Origin of the sequence: Pseudomonas sp. MM213 (genome assembly GCF_020423045.1) — a bacterium.
Classification (GTDB): Bacteria; Pseudomonadota; Gammaproteobacteria; order Pseudomonadales; family Pseudomonadaceae; genus Aquipseudomonas; species Aquipseudomonas migulae.
Genome location: NZ_CP081943.1, coordinates 4,601,205 through 4,617,124 on the forward strand (window position 1 = coordinate 4,601,205; position 15,920 = coordinate 4,617,124).

General features: G+C 57.2%; 16 protein-coding genes. All 16 read right to left on the minus strand.

Annotated features, from left to right (window positions below; all coding sequences use genetic code 11):
- Position 1 precedes the first annotated feature (1 nt).
- The 16 genes from K5R88_RS21035 to mnmE all read right to left on the minus strand — a co-directional run bounded on the left by K5R88_RS21035 (position 2) and on the right by mnmE (position 15,913).
- On the minus strand, positions 2-778 hold the full coding sequence (locus tag K5R88_RS21035) for a DeoR family transcriptional regulator (RefSeq protein ID WP_008027522.1): 777 nt from the start codon (positions 776-778) through the stop codon (positions 2-4).
- A 228-nt stretch (positions 779-1,006) separates the two neighbouring features.
- Positions 1,007-2,374, minus strand: a complete 1,368-nt coding sequence (gene glmU, locus K5R88_RS21040; protein ID WP_192417792.1) for a bifunctional UDP-N-acetylglucosamine diphosphorylase/glucosamine-1-phosphate N-acetyltransferase GlmU — start codon at positions 2,372-2,374, stop codon at positions 1,007-1,009.
- A gap of 116 nt (positions 2,375-2,490) precedes the next feature.
- Positions 2,491-2,916 (minus strand): F0F1 ATP synthase subunit epsilon, encoded by a 426-nt coding sequence (locus K5R88_RS21045; protein WP_007969909.1) that lies wholly within the window; start codon positions 2,914-2,916, stop codon positions 2,491-2,493.
- Positions 2,917-2,961: 45 nt separating this feature from the next.
- Positions 2,962-4,341: a F0F1 ATP synthase subunit beta gene (atpD, locus tag K5R88_RS21050; RefSeq protein ID WP_008027526.1), complete on the minus strand. Its 1,380-nt coding sequence runs from the start codon at positions 4,339-4,341 to the stop codon at positions 2,962-2,964.
- Positions 4,342-4,368: 27 nt separating this feature from the next.
- Positions 4,369-5,229, minus strand: coding sequence for a F0F1 ATP synthase subunit gamma (gene atpG, locus K5R88_RS21055; protein WP_008027528.1), 861 nt, complete (start codon positions 5,227-5,229; stop codon positions 4,369-4,371).
- 50 nt (positions 5,230-5,279) lie between these two features.
- The gene (gene atpA / locus K5R88_RS21060) at positions 5,280-6,824 is read right to left on the minus strand and encodes a F0F1 ATP synthase subunit alpha (protein WP_008027530.1); all 1,545 of its coding nucleotides are present in this window, start codon (positions 6,822-6,824) and stop codon (positions 5,280-5,282) included.
- 21 nt (positions 6,825-6,845) lie between these two features.
- A complete protein-coding gene (locus K5R88_RS21065) occupies positions 6,846-7,382 on the minus strand; it encodes a F0F1 ATP synthase subunit delta (protein WP_008027533.1) in 537 nt (178 codons plus the stop codon).
- Positions 7,383-7,394: 12 nt separating this feature from the next.
- A complete protein-coding gene (locus K5R88_RS21070; protein ID WP_008027535.1) occupies positions 7,395-7,865 on the minus strand; it encodes a F0F1 ATP synthase subunit B in 471 nt (156 codons plus the stop codon).
- Positions 7,866-7,921: 56 nt separating this feature from the next.
- On the minus strand, positions 7,922-8,179 hold the full coding sequence (gene atpE / locus K5R88_RS21075; RefSeq protein ID WP_002555987.1) for a F0F1 ATP synthase subunit C: 258 nt from the start codon (positions 8,177-8,179) through the stop codon (positions 7,922-7,924).
- Between the two features lie 133 nt (positions 8,180-8,312).
- A complete protein-coding gene (atpB, locus tag K5R88_RS21080; protein ID WP_008027537.1) occupies positions 8,313-9,182 on the minus strand; it encodes a F0F1 ATP synthase subunit A in 870 nt (289 codons plus the stop codon).
- A 16-nt stretch (positions 9,183-9,198) separates the two neighbouring features.
- Entirely contained in the window at positions 9,199-9,606 is a 408-nt protein-coding gene (locus K5R88_RS21085) for a F0F1 ATP synthase subunit I (protein ID WP_008027539.1), read from the minus strand.
- A 148-nt stretch (positions 9,607-9,754) separates the two neighbouring features.
- Entirely contained in the window at positions 9,755-10,627 is an 873-nt protein-coding gene (locus K5R88_RS21090) for a ParB/RepB/Spo0J family partition protein (protein ID WP_008027541.1), read from the minus strand.
- A 9-nt stretch (positions 10,628-10,636) separates the two neighbouring features.
- Positions 10,637-11,434: a ParA family protein gene (locus tag K5R88_RS21095; protein WP_008027543.1), complete on the minus strand. Its 798-nt coding sequence runs from the start codon at positions 11,432-11,434 to the stop codon at positions 10,637-10,639.
- A gap of 18 nt (positions 11,435-11,452) precedes the next feature.
- On the minus strand, positions 11,453-12,097 hold the full coding sequence (gene rsmG, locus K5R88_RS21100; protein ID WP_007948096.1) for a 16S rRNA (guanine(527)-N(7))-methyltransferase RsmG: 645 nt from the start codon (positions 12,095-12,097) through the stop codon (positions 11,453-11,455).
- On the minus strand, positions 12,094-13,992 hold the full coding sequence (gene mnmG / locus K5R88_RS21105) for a tRNA uridine-5-carboxymethylaminomethyl(34) synthesis enzyme MnmG (protein ID WP_226298302.1): 1,899 nt from the start codon (positions 13,990-13,992) through the stop codon (positions 12,094-12,096). Before mnmG ends, rsmG begins: the two co-directional genes overlap by 4 nt.
- A gap of 550 nt (positions 13,993-14,542) precedes the next feature.
- Entirely contained in the window at positions 14,543-15,913 is a 1,371-nt protein-coding gene (gene mnmE, locus K5R88_RS21110) for a tRNA uridine-5-carboxymethylaminomethyl(34) synthesis GTPase MnmE (protein WP_192228145.1), read from the minus strand.
- Positions 15,914-15,920: the final 7 nt, after the last annotated feature.

Consider the following 15,920-nt stretch of genomic DNA (forward strand, 5'->3'; position numbering starts at 1 on the left):
GCTATTTCTCCTGACTGACAGCCGCGCATATCAGCGTGATACCGCGGGCTTGTATCTGATCGCGTGCCTCCAGCGGCAGGCGATCATCGGTAATTAGGGTATGGACGCTGCTCCATGGCAGCTCCAGGTTGGGAATCTTGCGGCCTATCTTGTCGGACTCCACCATCACGATCACTTCGCGGGCAACATCCGCCATGACGCGGCTGAGTCCCAGCAATTCATTGAAGGTGGTGGTACCGCGCACCAGGTCGATGCCGTCGGCACCGATGAACAACTGATCGAAATCGTAGGAGCGCAGCACTTGCTCGGCGACCTGCCCCTGGAAAGACTCGGAATGCGGGTCCCAGGTACCGCCGGTCATCAGCAGCACCGGTTCGTGCTCGAGTTCACTCAAGGCGTTGGCGACATGAAGCGAGTTGGTCATCACCACCAGGCCCGGCTGCTGGCCGAGTTCCGGAATCATCGCTGCCGTGGTGCTGCCGCTGTCGATGATGATCCGGGCATGCTCGCGGATCCGCGCAACGGCAGCACGGGCGATCGCCTGTTTGTACCTGGAAACCGGTTGCCCGATATCGGCGACCAGTTCCTGAGGCATGGTGATCGCACCGCCATACCGGCGCAACAAAAGACCATTGCTTTCGAGCGCCGCCAGGTCCTTGCGAATCGTAACTTCCGAGGTTTCGAAGCGCTTGGCCAGTTCATCAACACTGACTTCGCCCTGCTCATTGAGCAAGGCGAGGATATTGTGACGGCGTTGAGGTGTATTGCGCTTCGACATGACCTGGTAAGTTTCGATTCGAAAGATAACGGAAGCAATCAAAACCTATTGGCGAAACTTCGTCAAGCGCGAGGCGATAAAAAGGTCTGTGGATAAAAGCTTCGCGGGCAAGTCGGATCGCCGCACCGCTCGCTCCTACGGGATCGTAGTCAATCCACATAATGTGTACGACTTTAACTGTAGGAGCGAGGCTTGCCCGCGAAGGCGATGACATGAACTGTGGATAACTCAGGCCTTTTTGATTTTCTCTGGCCGCTTCCAGCCATCGATATTCTTCTGGCGTGCACGGCCGACGGCCAACTGCGCGTTATCCACATTTTGCGTAATAGTCGATCCGGCCGCAGTGGTCGCACCGCTAGAGATATCCACAGGCGCCACCAACGAGTTGTTGGAACCGATGAACACATCCTCACCCAACACGGTTTTCCACTTGTTAGCACCGTCATAGTTGCACGTGATAGTGCCCGCACCGATGTTGGTGCGTGCGCCAATCTCGGCATCGCCCAGATACGCCAAGTGACCGGCCTTGGCGCCTTCGCCCATGTGAGCGTTTTTCAGCTCGACAAAGTTACCCACATGCGCGCGAGCCTCCAGCACGGAGCCGGGACGCAGGCGCGCGAATGGACCGGCATCACTGCCTTCGCCCATGATCGCGCCTTCGATATGGCTGTTGGCCTTGATCACCACGCCTTTGCGCAAAGTGCTGTCCTTGATCACGCAGTTCGGGCCGATCACCACGTCATCTTCGATGACAACCTTGCCTTCGAGAATCACGTTGATGTCGATCAGCACATCGCGACCGACAGTGATGTCACCGCGGACATCGAAACGTGCCGGGTCGCGCAGGGTCACGCCCTGGGCCATCAAACGACGACCCGCGCGCAGTTGATAATGACGCTCGAGCTCGGAAAGCTGCTTGCGATCATTGGCGCCCTGCACTTCCATCGCATCGTGAGGCTGCTCGGTCGCCACCACCAGACCATCGCTGACTGCCATGGCAATCACGTCAGTCAGGTAGTACTCGCCCTGGGCGTTGTTGTTGGAGAGACGGCTCATCCAGCCGCCCAGTTGCGCGAACGGCAGCGCGAGAATACCGGTGTTGCCTTCAGTGATCGCACGCTCGGCTTCGTTGGCGTCTTTCTGCTCGACGATAGCCGTCACCTTGCCGGCAGCATCACGAACGATGCGGCCATAGCCGGTTGGATCATCCAGCTGAACGGTCAGCAAACCCAATTGCTGCGGCGCAACCTGCTTGAGCAGACGTTGAAGGGTCTCGACTTCGATCAACGGCACGTCGCCGTAAAGAATCAGGACGGTGTCGGACTCAATGAACGGCACTGCTTGAGCAACCGCGTGGCCAGTACCCAGCTGTTTGTCCTGCAGGACGAAATTCAGATCATCGGCTGCCAGTCGCTCACGTACGGCGTCGGCACCATGGCCAATCACCACGTGAATGCGCTGTGGATCAAGTTGCCGCGCGCTGTGGATAACATGGCCAAGCATCGAGTTGCCGGCAATCGGATGCAGGACTTTCGGCAGTGCCGAACGCATGCGAGTGCCTTGGCCGGCAGCGAGGATAACAATTTCAAGAGACATGACTGGCTACCAATCCTGGATGGTCAGCGGCTGCGACCTGGTTATGAAAATCGGAAAAGAAAAAAGGGTAGCCGAGGCTACCCTTTTTAATCAATCGCGCAACAAGTGATGGCCTGTTAGTGGCCAAACTTCTTGCGGATCTGCTGGACGGTGCGCAGCTGAGCTGCAGCCTCGGCCAGACGTGCGGCAGCAGAACCGTAATCGAATTCCGCGCCCCGCTCATGCAAGGCCTTCTCGGCAGCCTTAACGGCTTCCTGAGCGGAGGCTTCGTCCAGGTCGGCAGCTCGTTGCACGGTGTCGGCAAGAACCTTGACCATGTTCGGCTGAACCTCGAGGAAACCACCGGAGATGTAATACACCTCCTCTTCCCCGCCCTGCTTGACCAGGCGGATCGGGCCAGGCTTGAGATTAGTGATCAGCGGCGCGTGGCCCAGGGCGATACCAAGATCACCCAGTGCACCGTGCGCAATCACCATCTCGACCAGGCCGGAAAAGATTTCTCCTTCCGCGCTGACGATATCGCAATGGACTGTCATAGCCATCTGATTGCCTCAACCTAAATTAGCGCCCGTTGCCGGGCGCCGGGATTACAGTTTCTTGGCTTTCTCGATCGCTTCTTCGATGCCGCCGACCATGTAGAACGCTTGTTCTGGCAGGTGGTCGTAGTCACCGTTGAGGATGCCTTTGAAGCCAGCAATGGTGTCTTTCAGGGAAACGTATTTACCCGAGGCACCGGTGAAGACTTCAGCCACGAAGAACGGCTGCGACAAGAAGCGCTGGATCTTACGAGCACGGTTTACCAACTGCTTGTCGGCTTCCGACAGCTCGTCCATACCCAGGATCGCAATGATGTCCTTCAGTTCTTTGTAACGCTGCAGAACGTACTGTACACCGCGAGCGGTATCGTAGTGGTCCTGGCCGATTACGTTCGGGTCCAGCTGGCGCGAAGTCGAGTCGAGTGGATCGACCGCTGGGTAGATACCCAGGGAAGCGATGTCACGGGACAGAACGACGGTGGCGTCCAAGTGGGCGAAGGTGGTCGCTGGCGACGGGTCAGTCAAGTCATCCGCAGGTACGTATACCGCTTGGATCGAGGTGATCGAACCGTTTTTGGTCGAAGTGATACGCTCTTGCAGAGTACCCATCTCTTCGGCCAGGGTCGGCTGGTAACCTACTGCGGAAGGCATACGGCCCAGCAGTGCAGATACTTCAGTACCGGCCAGGGTGTAACGATAGATGTTGTCGACGAACAGCAGAACGTCGTTACCTTCGTCACGGAACTTCTCGGCCATGGTCAGGCCGGTCAGTGCTACGCGCAGACGGTTACCCGGCGGCTCGTTCATCTGACCGTAAACCAGTGCCACTTTGTCCAGAACGTTGGAGTCCTTCATCTCGTGGTAGAAGTCGTTACCCTCACGAGTACGCTCACCCACACCGGCGAACACGGAATAACCGCTGTGCTCGATGGCGATGTTACGGATCAGTTCCATCATGTTTACGGTTTTGCCTACACCGGCACCACCGAACAGACCAACTTTACCACCCTTGGCGAACGGGCAAACCAGGTCGATAACCTTGATGCCGGTTTCCAGCAGGTCGTTGCCGCCCGCTTGCTCAGCGAAGGTTGGCGCAGGACGGTGAATGCCCCAGCGCTCTTCGGTGGCGATCGGACCAGCTTCGTCGATCGGGTTGCCCAGTACGTCCATGATCCGGCCCAGAGTCGCTTTACCGACCGGTACGGAGATGGCTGCGCCAGAGTCGGTGACTTCCAGACCGCGCTTCAAGCCCTCGGTGGAACCCATCGCAATGGTACGAACCACGCCGTCGCCCAGCTGCTGCTGAACTTCGAGAGTGGTGCCTGCATCGCTTTTTACACTCAAAGCGTTGTAGATGCTCGGTACGCTGTCGCGTGGGAATTCCACGTCGATAACGGCGCCGATGATTTGAACGATACGTCCGCTACTCATAGCTGGATCCTCTGAATATTTGAACCGTTAAACCGCGGCAGCGCCGCCGACGATTTCCGAGATCTCTTGGGTGATCGCAGCCTGACGCGCCTTGTTGTAGACCAGCTGCAAATCGCTGATCAAATCACCGGCGTTGTCGGTAGCGTTCTTCATCGCGATCATCCGCGCAGCTTGTTCAGCCGCGTTGTTCTCGACCACCGCCTGGTAGACCTGCGACTCCACGTAACGGACCATCAAGCCGTCAAGCAGCTCTTTGGCGTCCGGTTCGTACAGATAATCCCAGTGGTGCTTGAGTCCTTGATCCGGGGTTGCCACCAGTGGAATCAACTGCTCCACGGTAGGCGTTTGCGTCATGGTGTTGATGAACTTGTTGGATACCACGGACAGGCGGTCAATACGGCCGTCCAGGTAGGCATCCAGCATCACCTTGACGCTGCCGATCAGGTCATTGATCGACGGCTCTTCACCCAGGTGGCTGATAGCTGCTACGACGTTACCGCCGAAGTTGCGGAAGAAAGCCGCACCCTTGCTACCAACAACACACAGATCAATCTCGACGCCGTTTTCGCGGTTTACCGCCATGTCCTTGACCAGAGCCTTGAACAGGTTGGTGTTCAAGCCACCACACAGACCACGGTCACTGCTCACCACGACATAACCAACACGCTTTACTTCACGGTCGATCATGAATGGGTGGCGATATTCCGGGTTAGCGTTGGCCAAATGGCCAATAACCTGGCGGATGCGCTCCGCGTAAGGACGGCTAGCAGCCATGCGCATTTGTGCCTTGCGCATTTTACTGACCGCCACTTTTTCCATGGCGCTGGTAATCTTTTGCGTGCTTTTGATGCTCGCAATCTTACTGCGAATCTCTTTTGCGCCTGCCATGTAACACCTATCAGGTTAGCAAGCGGGAGCCTTGCGGCTCCCGCTGCGGCTTACCAGGTTTGGGTGGCCTTGAACTTCTCGATACCGGCTTTCATGCCAGCGTCGATTTCGTCATTGAAGTCACCCTTCACGTTGATCTTCGCCATCAATTCGGCGTGATCGCGGTTGAAGAAAGCAATCAGCGCTTGTTCGAAGCTGCCGATCTTGGCGATTTCAACGTCAGTCAGGAACCCACGCTCAGCGGCATACAGCGACAGCGCCATGTCAGCGATCGACATTGGTGCGTATTGCTTCTGCTTCATCAGCTCGGTAACGCGCTGACCATGCTCAAGTTGCTTACGGGTCGCTTCGTCCAGGTCAGAAGCGAACTGGGCGAATGCCGCCAGTTCACGGTACTGAGCCAGAGCGGTACGGATACCACCGGAGAGCTTCTTGATGATCTTGGTCTGAGCGGCACCACCCACACGGGATACCGAAACACCGGCGTTCACAGCAGGACGGATCCCGGAGTTGAACATGGCCGATTCCAGGAAGATCTGACCGTCGGTGATGGAAATCACGTTGGTCGGAACGAACGCGGAAACGTCGCCAGCCTGGGTTTCGATGATCGGCAGTGCGGTCAGGGAACCGGTTTTGCCGGTCACTGCGCCGTTGGTGAACTTCTCTACGTATTCTTCCGAAACGCGGGATGCGCGCTCCAGCAGACGGGAGTGGAGATAGAACACGTCGCCTGGGTAAGCTTCACGGCCTGGTGGACGGCGCAGCAGCAGGGAAATCTGGCGGTAAGCCACTGCTTGCTTGGACAGATCGTCATAAACGATCAGCGCGTCTTCACCGCGGTCGCGGAAGTATTCACCCATGGTGCAACCGGAGTACGGTGCCAGGAATTGCAGTGCTGCAGATTCCGAAGCGCTCGCTGCCACGACGATGGTGTTAGCCAGTGCGCCGTTTTCTTCCAGCTTGCGAACCACGTTGGCGATGGTCGATTGTTTCTGACCGATCGCTACGTAGACGCAGAAAATGCCGCTGTTTTTCTGGTTGATGATCGCGTCGATCGCCAGAGCGGTTTTACCGATCTGACGGTCACCGATGATCAGCTCACGCTGGCCACGGCCGACAGGGATCATGGCATCGACAGCCTTGTAGCCAGTCTGTACAGGCTGGTCTACCGACTTACGCCAGATCACGCCTGGAGCAACTTTCTCGACCGCGTCGGTCTCGGTGTTGTTCAGCGGACCTTTGCCGTCAACTGGGTTACCCAGTGCGTCGACTACGCGACCCAGCAGTTCCTTACCAACCGGAACTTCGAGGATGCGGCCGGTGCACTTGGCGCTCATGCCTTCAGCCAGAGTCTGGTATGCGCCCAATACAACGGCACCTACAGAGTCTTGCTCCAGGTTGAGGGCCATACCGAAGACGCCGCCCGGAAACTCGATCATCTCGCCGTACATTACGTCGGCCAGACCGTGAATCCGCACGATACCGTCAGATACGCTGACGACAGTGCCTTCGTTACGGGCTTGGGAGGTCACATCGAGCTTGTCGATGCGGCCCTTGATAATTTCACTTATTTCGGAAGGATTGAGTTGCTGCATTGCTCTGCTGCCCCTTCAAACTCAAGATTTCAATGCTTCGGCAAGGCTCGCGAGTTTGCCGCGAACCGAGCCATCGATAACCAGGTCGCCGGCGCGGATGACAATGCCCCCAATAAGGGATTTGTCTTCCTCGACTTGCAGGCGCACTTCCCGGTTGAGTCGTGCACTGAGAACCTTGGCGAGTTTGTCTTGCTGTTCTTGGTTCAATGCAAAAGCACTGGTCACTTCAACGTCTACCGACTTCTCTTGTTCGGCCTTGTACAGGTCGAACAGAGCGGATATCTCCGGCAACAGCGGGAGACGGTCGTTTTCGGCAACGACGTTGATGAAGTTCTGTGCCTTGGCATCAAACTTGTCGCCGCACACGTCAATAAACGTGGCGGCCTTGTCTGCGCTCGTCAGTCGCGGGGCCTTGAGCACGCGCTGCATGGTGTCGTCTTGCGACACTGCTGCAGCCAGGCCGAGCATGGCTGACCAAGAGGCCAGTTGCTGGTGGGCCTGGGCGTGCTCGAAGGCTGCCTTAGCGTAAGGTCGGGCCAACGTGGTCAATTCTGCCATGATCGCCCTCGCTTAAATTTCAGCAGCCAGTTTGTTTACCAGCTCCGCGTGCGCGTTTTGATCGATTGTGGCACCCAGGATCTTCTCGGCGCCGCCAACGGCCAGTGCACCCAGTTGGGCACGCAGCGCGTCTTTGACACTGTTCAGTTCCTGCTCGATCTCGGCCTGAGCCTGAACCTTCACACGGTCAGCGTCGATACGGGCTTTTTCAACAGCCTCTTCAACAATCTGGTTACCGCGTTTCTTGGCTTGCTCAATGATTTCAGCTGCCTGAGCCTTAGCTTCGCGCAGTTGTTGACCCGCTTTATCTTGGGCCAACTCCAGGTCGCGAGCTGCTCGGGCGGCAGCGTCCAGTCCATCCGCGATCTTCTTCTGACGTTCGTGCAAAGCCGCGATGACCGGAGGCCACACGAACTTCATGCAAAACAGTACAAAAATGAAGAACGCAACGGACTGGCCAATCAGGGTTGCATTAATGTTCACGCCAACACCTCGCTCGTTCGTTGCACATCAAACCAATCACTCGAAGGTTCGAGTGATTAGCCAGCGAGTTGACCAACGAATGGGTTCGCGAAGGTGAAGAACAGAGCGATACCAACACCGATCATGGTTACGGCGTCGAGCAGACCGGCAACGATGAACATTTTAACTTGCAGCATTGGAACCATTTCTGGCTGACGCGCTGCGCCTTCCAGGAACTTGCCGCCCAACAGGCCGAAACCAATTGCGGTACCCAGTGCGCCCAGGCCGATCAACAGTGCAACAGCGATAGCGGTTAGACCAACTACAGTTTCCATCTTTCCTCCCGACTTTTACGTCGTATGGTTTAGGTTTTTTAGATTTTAAAGCGGTAAAACAAATCGTTTCATAGCCCTGTTCGGGCCCCCACCCGTTTGACCGGGTGGGACATCAGACTAGTCGAGACTGGCCTTAATGGTTCTCTTCGTGCGCCATCGAAAGGTAAACGATGGTCAGCATCATGAAGATAAACGCCTGCAGGGTGATGATCAGGATGTGGAACACAGCCCACGCCCACTGCAGAACTACGCCCAGGCCGCTAAGCCAGAGCAGACCGCTGCCGAACATCACAGCAATCAGAATGAAGACCAGCTCGCCGGCGTACATGTTGCCGAACAGACGCAGTGCCAGGGAGATTGGCTTGGCTACCAGCGTCACGAACTCCAGCAGGAAGTTCACCGGAATCAGCAGGGCCTGAACGAAGATGTTCTTGCTGCCGAACGGGTGCAGGGTCAGCTCGCCGACGAAGCCGCCGATGCCCTTGACCTTGATGCTGTAGAAAATGATCAACGCGAACACCGACAGGGCCATGCCCAGGGTAGCGTTCGGGTCAGTGGTCGATACGGCACGGAACGGAATGTGCGCATCACCAGTGATCAGGATGGCCAGCTGAGGAATCCAGTCGACCGGGATCAGGTCGACGGCGTTCATCAGGAAGACCCAGACGAAGATGGTCAGTGCCAGCGGTGCAATCACCGGGCTACGGCCATGGAAGCTGTCTTTCACGCTGCCATCGACGAATTCGACCAATACTTCAACGAAGTTCTGCAAAGCACCAGGCTGACCGGAAGTCGCTTTCTTTGCCGCCATGCGGAAAAGAAGAACGAAGATCAGACCCAAAGCGACCGACCAGCCGAGGGTATCGACGTGGAAAGCCCAGAAGCCCATTTCTTTGGCTTCTGCTGCGGTGTGGGCAAAACCCCACCCGCCGGTTGGGTGCTGACCGAAGGTCAGGTTCTGCAAGTGGTGCTGGATATAGCCCGAAGCGGTTGTTTCTGCCATGGTTGCCTCAAACGCCCTAAGGTCTCGAAAGTCTTGTTCTCATCAGCAGGGGCGCGAACCAGCTGACCAGTTGGGTCAACACGAAGACGCCGAATACAGCTAGCGGCGCCAATGGCTTCACACCTGCAAACGTCAATGCAAAAAGCACTGCCGTCAAAATCAGTTTGCCCGCCTCGCCGGCATAAAAAGACCGGACGATGGCTTGAGCTGCTCGGGCGCCGGAAAACCGAAATGCCCTGTGAGCGAAATAAACATTGGGCAGCAAGGCTATCAGGCCTCCGCAGAGTCCTGAGTACCCGGCAACGACTCCGTGCCATTGCCACAGCGCCAAAGCGGCGATCAGCAACACGACAAACTGAGCCATCAACACCGGAAAAACTGCCAGGCGATGGAACGGCAAGCGGTTTGGCGTGCGGGTTTCCATCACTAATACTCCCCAATGGTCGGCTGCCAGAATTCAATAACTTGGCATAATTTGTGCCGACAAAATGCGCGCAGAGTATAGGGGCGGTTCTGCCCCTATTCAACTGTCAGGTAGTGATTTCCGACTGCACGCTACATGAGGAAATGTTTCAGCGAATGTGTGCGAGCACACCCTGAAGCTCATCGAGGGAGTTGTAACCAATGACCAACTGCCCTTTCCCCTTCTTTCCGTGTCGGATCTGCACCGCAGAGCCTAGGCGCTCAGCCAGACGCTGCTCGAGTCGGGCGATATCCGGGTCCGGTTTTACCGGTTCGGCAGGCTCCTGTTTGCCACTCAACCACTGGCGAACCAGTGCCTCAGTCTGGCGCACAGTCAGCCCCCGTGCGACAACATGTCGCGCCCCTTCAACCTGTTGATTCTCCGGCAAACCAAGCAAAGCACGGGCATGACCCATTTCCAGGTCACCGTGCGACAGCATGGTCTTGATAACTTCCGGCAACGCGATCAAGCGTAGCAGGTTGGCCACAGTCACGCGGGATTTGCCCACCGCTTCGGCCACTTGTTGCTGAGTCAGCTGGAATTCCTGCTGCAAACGCTGCAGGGCCACCGCTTCTTCGATCGGATTGAGGTCTTCGCGCTGGATGTTCTCGATCAGCGCCATGGCGATGGCGGTTTCATCCGGCACATCGCGCACCATCGCCGGGATGGTTTCCTGGCCAGCCTGCTGGCTCGCACGCCAGCGACGTTCGCCGGCGATGATTTCGAAGCGGCCGCTGCCGATCGGGCGAACCACAATCGGCTGCATCACGCCCTGGGCCTTGATCGATTGCGCCAGTTCTTCCAGCGCTTGCGGGTCCATGTCCCGACGCGGCTGGTACTTGCCGCGCTGGATCAGGTCCAGGGGCAAATGCTGCAGCTCACGCTGATCGGCTTGTACAGCCTGCTCTTCCAGCGAGCTGACGGTCGGACCGCTCAGCAGTGCATCCAGTCCACGTCCGAGACCTCGTTTCTTGACGGCCATGGGGATTCCTTAAGTTGCCTGAGCAGCGGCAGTGCGTGAATTTTTGCGCTGACGGCGAACCATCTCGCCGGCAAGTGCCAGATAGGCAATGGCGCCCCGCGAAGTCTTGTCGTAAGCCAGCGCCGGCATGCCATAGCTTGGCGCTTCGGCCAGGCGGATGTTACGCGGGATAACCGTGTCGTAGAGCTGCTCGCCGAAGTGTTCTTTCAACTGCGCCGATACGTCGTTCATCAGGCTCAGGCGCGGGTCATACATCGTGCGCAACAGGCCTTCGACTTTCAGGTTCGGGTTCAGCAGTTCTGCTATGCGCTTGATGTTATCCACAAGGTCGCTCAAGCCTTCGAGCGCAAAGTACTCGCACTGCATGGGGATAATTACCCCGTCAGCCGCGACCAAAGCGTTCAGCGTGAGCATCGACAGCGACGGCGGGCAGTCGATCAAAATGTAATCGTAGTTTTCACGGATCGGCGCCAGCGCGCTGCGCAGGCGGCTTTCCTTCATCTGCATTTCCAGCAGAACTACTTCGGCCGCGGTCAGGTCGCGGTTGGCCGGCAACAGCTGGTAACCACCGTGCTCGGAGAAGTGCATGGCCTGGGCCAGATCGCATTCGCCGATCAGCAAGTCGTAGACCGAGTTTTCCAGGCCGTGTTTATCCACACCGCTACCCATGGTGGCGTTGCCCTGTGGATCGAGATCGATCAACAGCACCCGGCGCTTGGTAGCAACCAGGGAAGCTGCGAGGTTGATGCAGGTGGTGGTTTTACCCACACCACCCTTTTGGTTCGCTATCGCGAATACCTTAGCCATTCTTGCTTGTGTTCCCAATCATGCCGTGCGGCGCAGTATCAGCAGATGGCGTTGGCCTTGGCAACCAGGTACGGCCAGGGCGTGTTCGCTATCGAGGTGGAAGTCTGCCGGCAATGCTACCAGCTCATCGGCCGGATGAACGCCCTTCATTGCCAGCCAACGTGTATCGGCGTCGCCAAGGTGGCGCGTCCAGTTGCTGAAGTTCTCCATGCTGCTGAACGCCCGGGAAATGATCCCGTTGAAAGGCTGTGCAGGCTGGAAGGCTTCGACGCGACTGTGGATAACTTGCAGGTTATCCAGTTTGAGTTCGAGTTTGACCTGGGTCAGGAAGCGGGTTTTCTTGCCGTTGCTGTCCAGGCAGGTCACTTGGGACTCTGGAAACAGGATTGCAAGCGGAATGCCCGGCATGCCGCCGCCGCTGCCAACGTCCAGCCAGCGACCGTTTTCGATGAACGACATCACGCTCAAACTATCGAGCAGGTGACGCGAGACCATTTCGTCCGGATCGCGCACGGCGGTCAGGTTGTAGGCCTTGTTCCATTTGATCAACAGGGCCAGATAACCCAACAACTGCGCGTGCTGGGTTTCGGTCAATGTGACACCGAGCTGGCGAGCACCTGTGGATAACTCTTCGGCGTGTTGCGAGGTGACCAACGAACTCAAGCGCTTTGCTCCAACTGACGGCCCGCGCCGCGTTTTTTCAAATGAATCATCAACAGCGAAATGGCTGCCGGTGTGACACCCGGAATGCGTGACGCCTGGCCCAGTGTTTCTGGACGGGTCGCACCGAGCTTGCTCTGGATCTCTTTGGAGAGACCGGAAATGTTCGTGTAGTCGATATCCACAGGCAGTTTCGTGTCTTCGCTCGCCCGCAGACGTGCGATTTCATCTTGCTGACGATCGATATAACCGGCGTATTTGGTCTTGATTTCGACCTGCTCGGCGACTTGTGGATCTTCTGCGCCCCCGCCAGTCACGGCGATCAGACCAGCGTAGTCGATTTCCGGACGGCTCAAGAGGTTGAGCAGGTTGTATTCGTGAGTCAGCGGCGTGCCGAACTTCTCGGATATCGCGTCGCCCTGCTCGGTGCCGGGGCGAACCCAGGTACTTTTCAGGCGCTGCTCTTCCAGCGCGATGCTTTCGCGTTTGGTGCAGAACGCCGCCCAGCGCGCGTCATCCACCAGACCCAACTCGCGACCTTTTTCGGTCAGGCGCAGGTCCGCGTTGTCTTCACGCAAGATCAGACGGTACTCGGCGCGGGATGTGAACATCCGGTACGGCTCTTGAGTTCCAAGGGTAATCAGGTCGTCAACCAACACGCCGATGTACGCCTCGTCGCGACGCGGGCACCAGGCGTCTTTGCCTTGCGCACGCAGTGCAGCGTTGGCCCCGGCCAGCAAACCCTGGGCGCCGGCTTCTTCGTATCCGGTGGTGCCATTGATTTGCCCGGCGAAAAACAGACCGCCGATAACTTTGGTTTCCAGGCTGTACTTCAGGTCACGCGGGTCGAAGTAGTCGTACTCGATGGCGTAGCCCGGACGCACGATGTGCGCGTTTTCCATGCCGCGAATCGATTGCACGATCTGCAATTGCACGTCGAACGGCAGGGATGTGGATATCCCGTTCGGGTACAGCTCGTGAGTGGTCAAACCTTCCGGTTCGATGAAGACCTGGTGGCTTTCCTTGTCGGCAAAGCGGTGGATCTTGTCTTCGATCGACGGGCAGTAACGCGGGCCGATACCTTCGATCAACCCCGCATCGGAATACATCGGCGAACGGTCGAGGTTCGCTGCGATGATTTCGTGGGTCCGGGCGTTGGTGTGGGTAATCCAGCAGCTGACCTGTTTCGGATGCTGCTCTTTGGAACCCATGAACGACATCACCGGGATCGGCGTATCACCGGCTTGCTCGGTCATCACCGAGAAATCCACAGACCGACCGTCGATACGCGGCGGCGTACCGGTTTTCAATCGGCCAACACGCAGTGGCAATTCGCGCAGACGGTGAGCCAGGGCGATCGACGGCGGATCACCGGCACGACCGCCGGAATAATTCTGCATTCCGATGTGGATAAGTCCACCGAGGAAGGTGCCAGTGGTCAACACCACGGAGTCAGCGAAGAAACGCAGGCCCATTTGGGTGACAACACCACGCACTTGTTCCTGTTCAACGATCAGGTCATCAGCGGCTTGTTGAAATATCCACAGGTTGGGCTGGTTTTCCAATGCTTCGCGGACAGCGGCCTTGTACAGAACCCGGTCTGCCTGGGCGCGGGTTGCACGCACGGCCGGGCCTTTGCGGCTGTTCAACACGCGAAACTGAATGCCGCCTTTATCGGTAGCCATGGCCATCGCGCCGCCGAGGGCATCGATTTCTTTTACCAAGTGGCTTTTGCCGATCCCGCCGATGGCCGGGTTGCAACTCATGGCACCGAGGGTTTCCACGTTATGCGTCAGCAACAGGGTTTTTGCCCCCATACGTGCTGAGGCCAGTGCTGCCTCGGTACCGGCATGACCGCCGCCGATGACGATCACTTCAAAACGGGAAGGGAAATCCACCACGCACCTCGTGCCTGCTTAAGTAGGTAATTCAGGAATAGTTTGAGCTCAGGTTTTTGGACCTGGTCGACAAGTATAGGGACTTCGCCCTTCCTAAAGAAGCCTTTGCACAAAATTTAACCAGCTGTGGAGAAGTCGGGGTTATAGAAATTAAAAAGAAAGAAATTTATTAAATCTTTGTTTTTATGTTTATTTCTACTGAGCACCATTTCTGTGGATAGATTCGTACAGCCCTTTGTTTTCAATATGTACAGAGAATCAAAACCCTGTGGTCATGTGCCAATGAGGCCCTTGGATAACCGGTGTAAGCCTGTGGATGAAAGGGGTGGTTATCCACAGAGGCGGTTATCTTCAGTTTTGAGGCCCTGTTATCAACTGCCCTTAGCGGCAGTTATTCACAGGGCTTAATCCACAGAAAAGCAGCGATTGATCAAATCCCGGGCGCAGAAAATCCGCCCAGGCAGAAAGAATCTGCTCGGCACTGGAGGCAATTCAGGAAAAGGGGGAGAACAGACAGGCGCGAATGGCCTGTCTGTGGACAACGATAGGGCTATTTGCCGATACAGAAACTGGAAAAGATCCGTCCCAGCAGGTCATCGGAGCTGAATGCACCGGTGATCTCGCCCAAGGCATGTTGAGCCTGGCGCAAATCTTCGGCCAGTAGCTCACCGGCACCCGCCAGCGTCAGCTGCGCACGGCCGTGCTCGAGGGACGCACTGGCATGACGCAACGCCTCAAGGTGACGCCTGCGAGCACTGAAGCTGCTTTCCGACGTCTGCTCATAGCCCATGCAGGCCTTGAGATGATCACGCAGCAGTTCCAGGCCTTCGCCAGCCGACTTGGCACTCAGGCTGATGGTCACATGGCCATCCTCACTGACTTCCAGGGCAATTGCTTCGCCAGTGAGGTCGGCCTTGTTACGGATCAACGTGACTTTCGCCGGATCCGGGCGGGTTTCCAGGAACTCTGGCCACAACGCGAACGGATCAAGCGCTTCCGGTGCGGTGGCATCGACCACCAACAGCACTCGATCAGCTTCGCTAATGGCTTTCAACGCCCGTTCAACACCGATTTTTTCCACATGGTCATCGGTATCTCGCAGACCAGCGGTATCTACCACGTGAAGCGGCATGCCATCGATGTGGATATGTTCGCGCAAAATGTCACGGGTGGTGCCGGCAATCTCGGTCACGATCGCTGCTTCACGACCCGCCAGTGCGTTGAGCAAACTGGATTTACCGGCATTTGGCCGACCGGCGATCACCACCGTCATGCCGTCACGCAGCAACGCACCCTGCCCGGCTTCGCGCAGCACGGTGGATAACTCTTCCCTGACTTTGTCGAGCATGCTCAGTACATGGCCATCGGCAAGGAAGTCGATTTCTTCTTCCGGGAAGTCGATGGCCGCTTCTACGTAAATCCGCAGGCCGATCAGTTGCTCGGTGAGGTTATGCACACGATCGGAAAATGCCCCCTGCAAGGAGCGCAATGCATTGCGGGCGGCCTGTGCAGAACTGGCCTCGATCAGGTCGGCGATTGCTTCGGCCTGTGCCAGATCGAGTTTGTCATTGAGGAACGCACGCTCGCTGAATTCACCTGGTCGTGCCAGACGGCACCCCAGTTCAAGGCATCGCTTGAGCAGCATGTCGAGAACAATCGGGCCGCCATGGCCCTGGAGTTCCAGCACATCTTCGCCGGTGAACGAGTTCGGGCCCGGGAAATACAAGGCAATGCCCTGGTCCAGGACCTCTTCGTTTTGATCGAAAAACGGGCCGTAGTGGGCGAATCGCGGCTTGAGTTCACGACCGCTGAAGGCCTTGGCCGCAACGCTCGCCAGCGGCCCGGAAATACGGACGATGCCTACGCCGCCACGACCTTGAGCGGTGGCGACGGCGGCGATGGTTTCACGAGGAGCGCTCATAAACCGG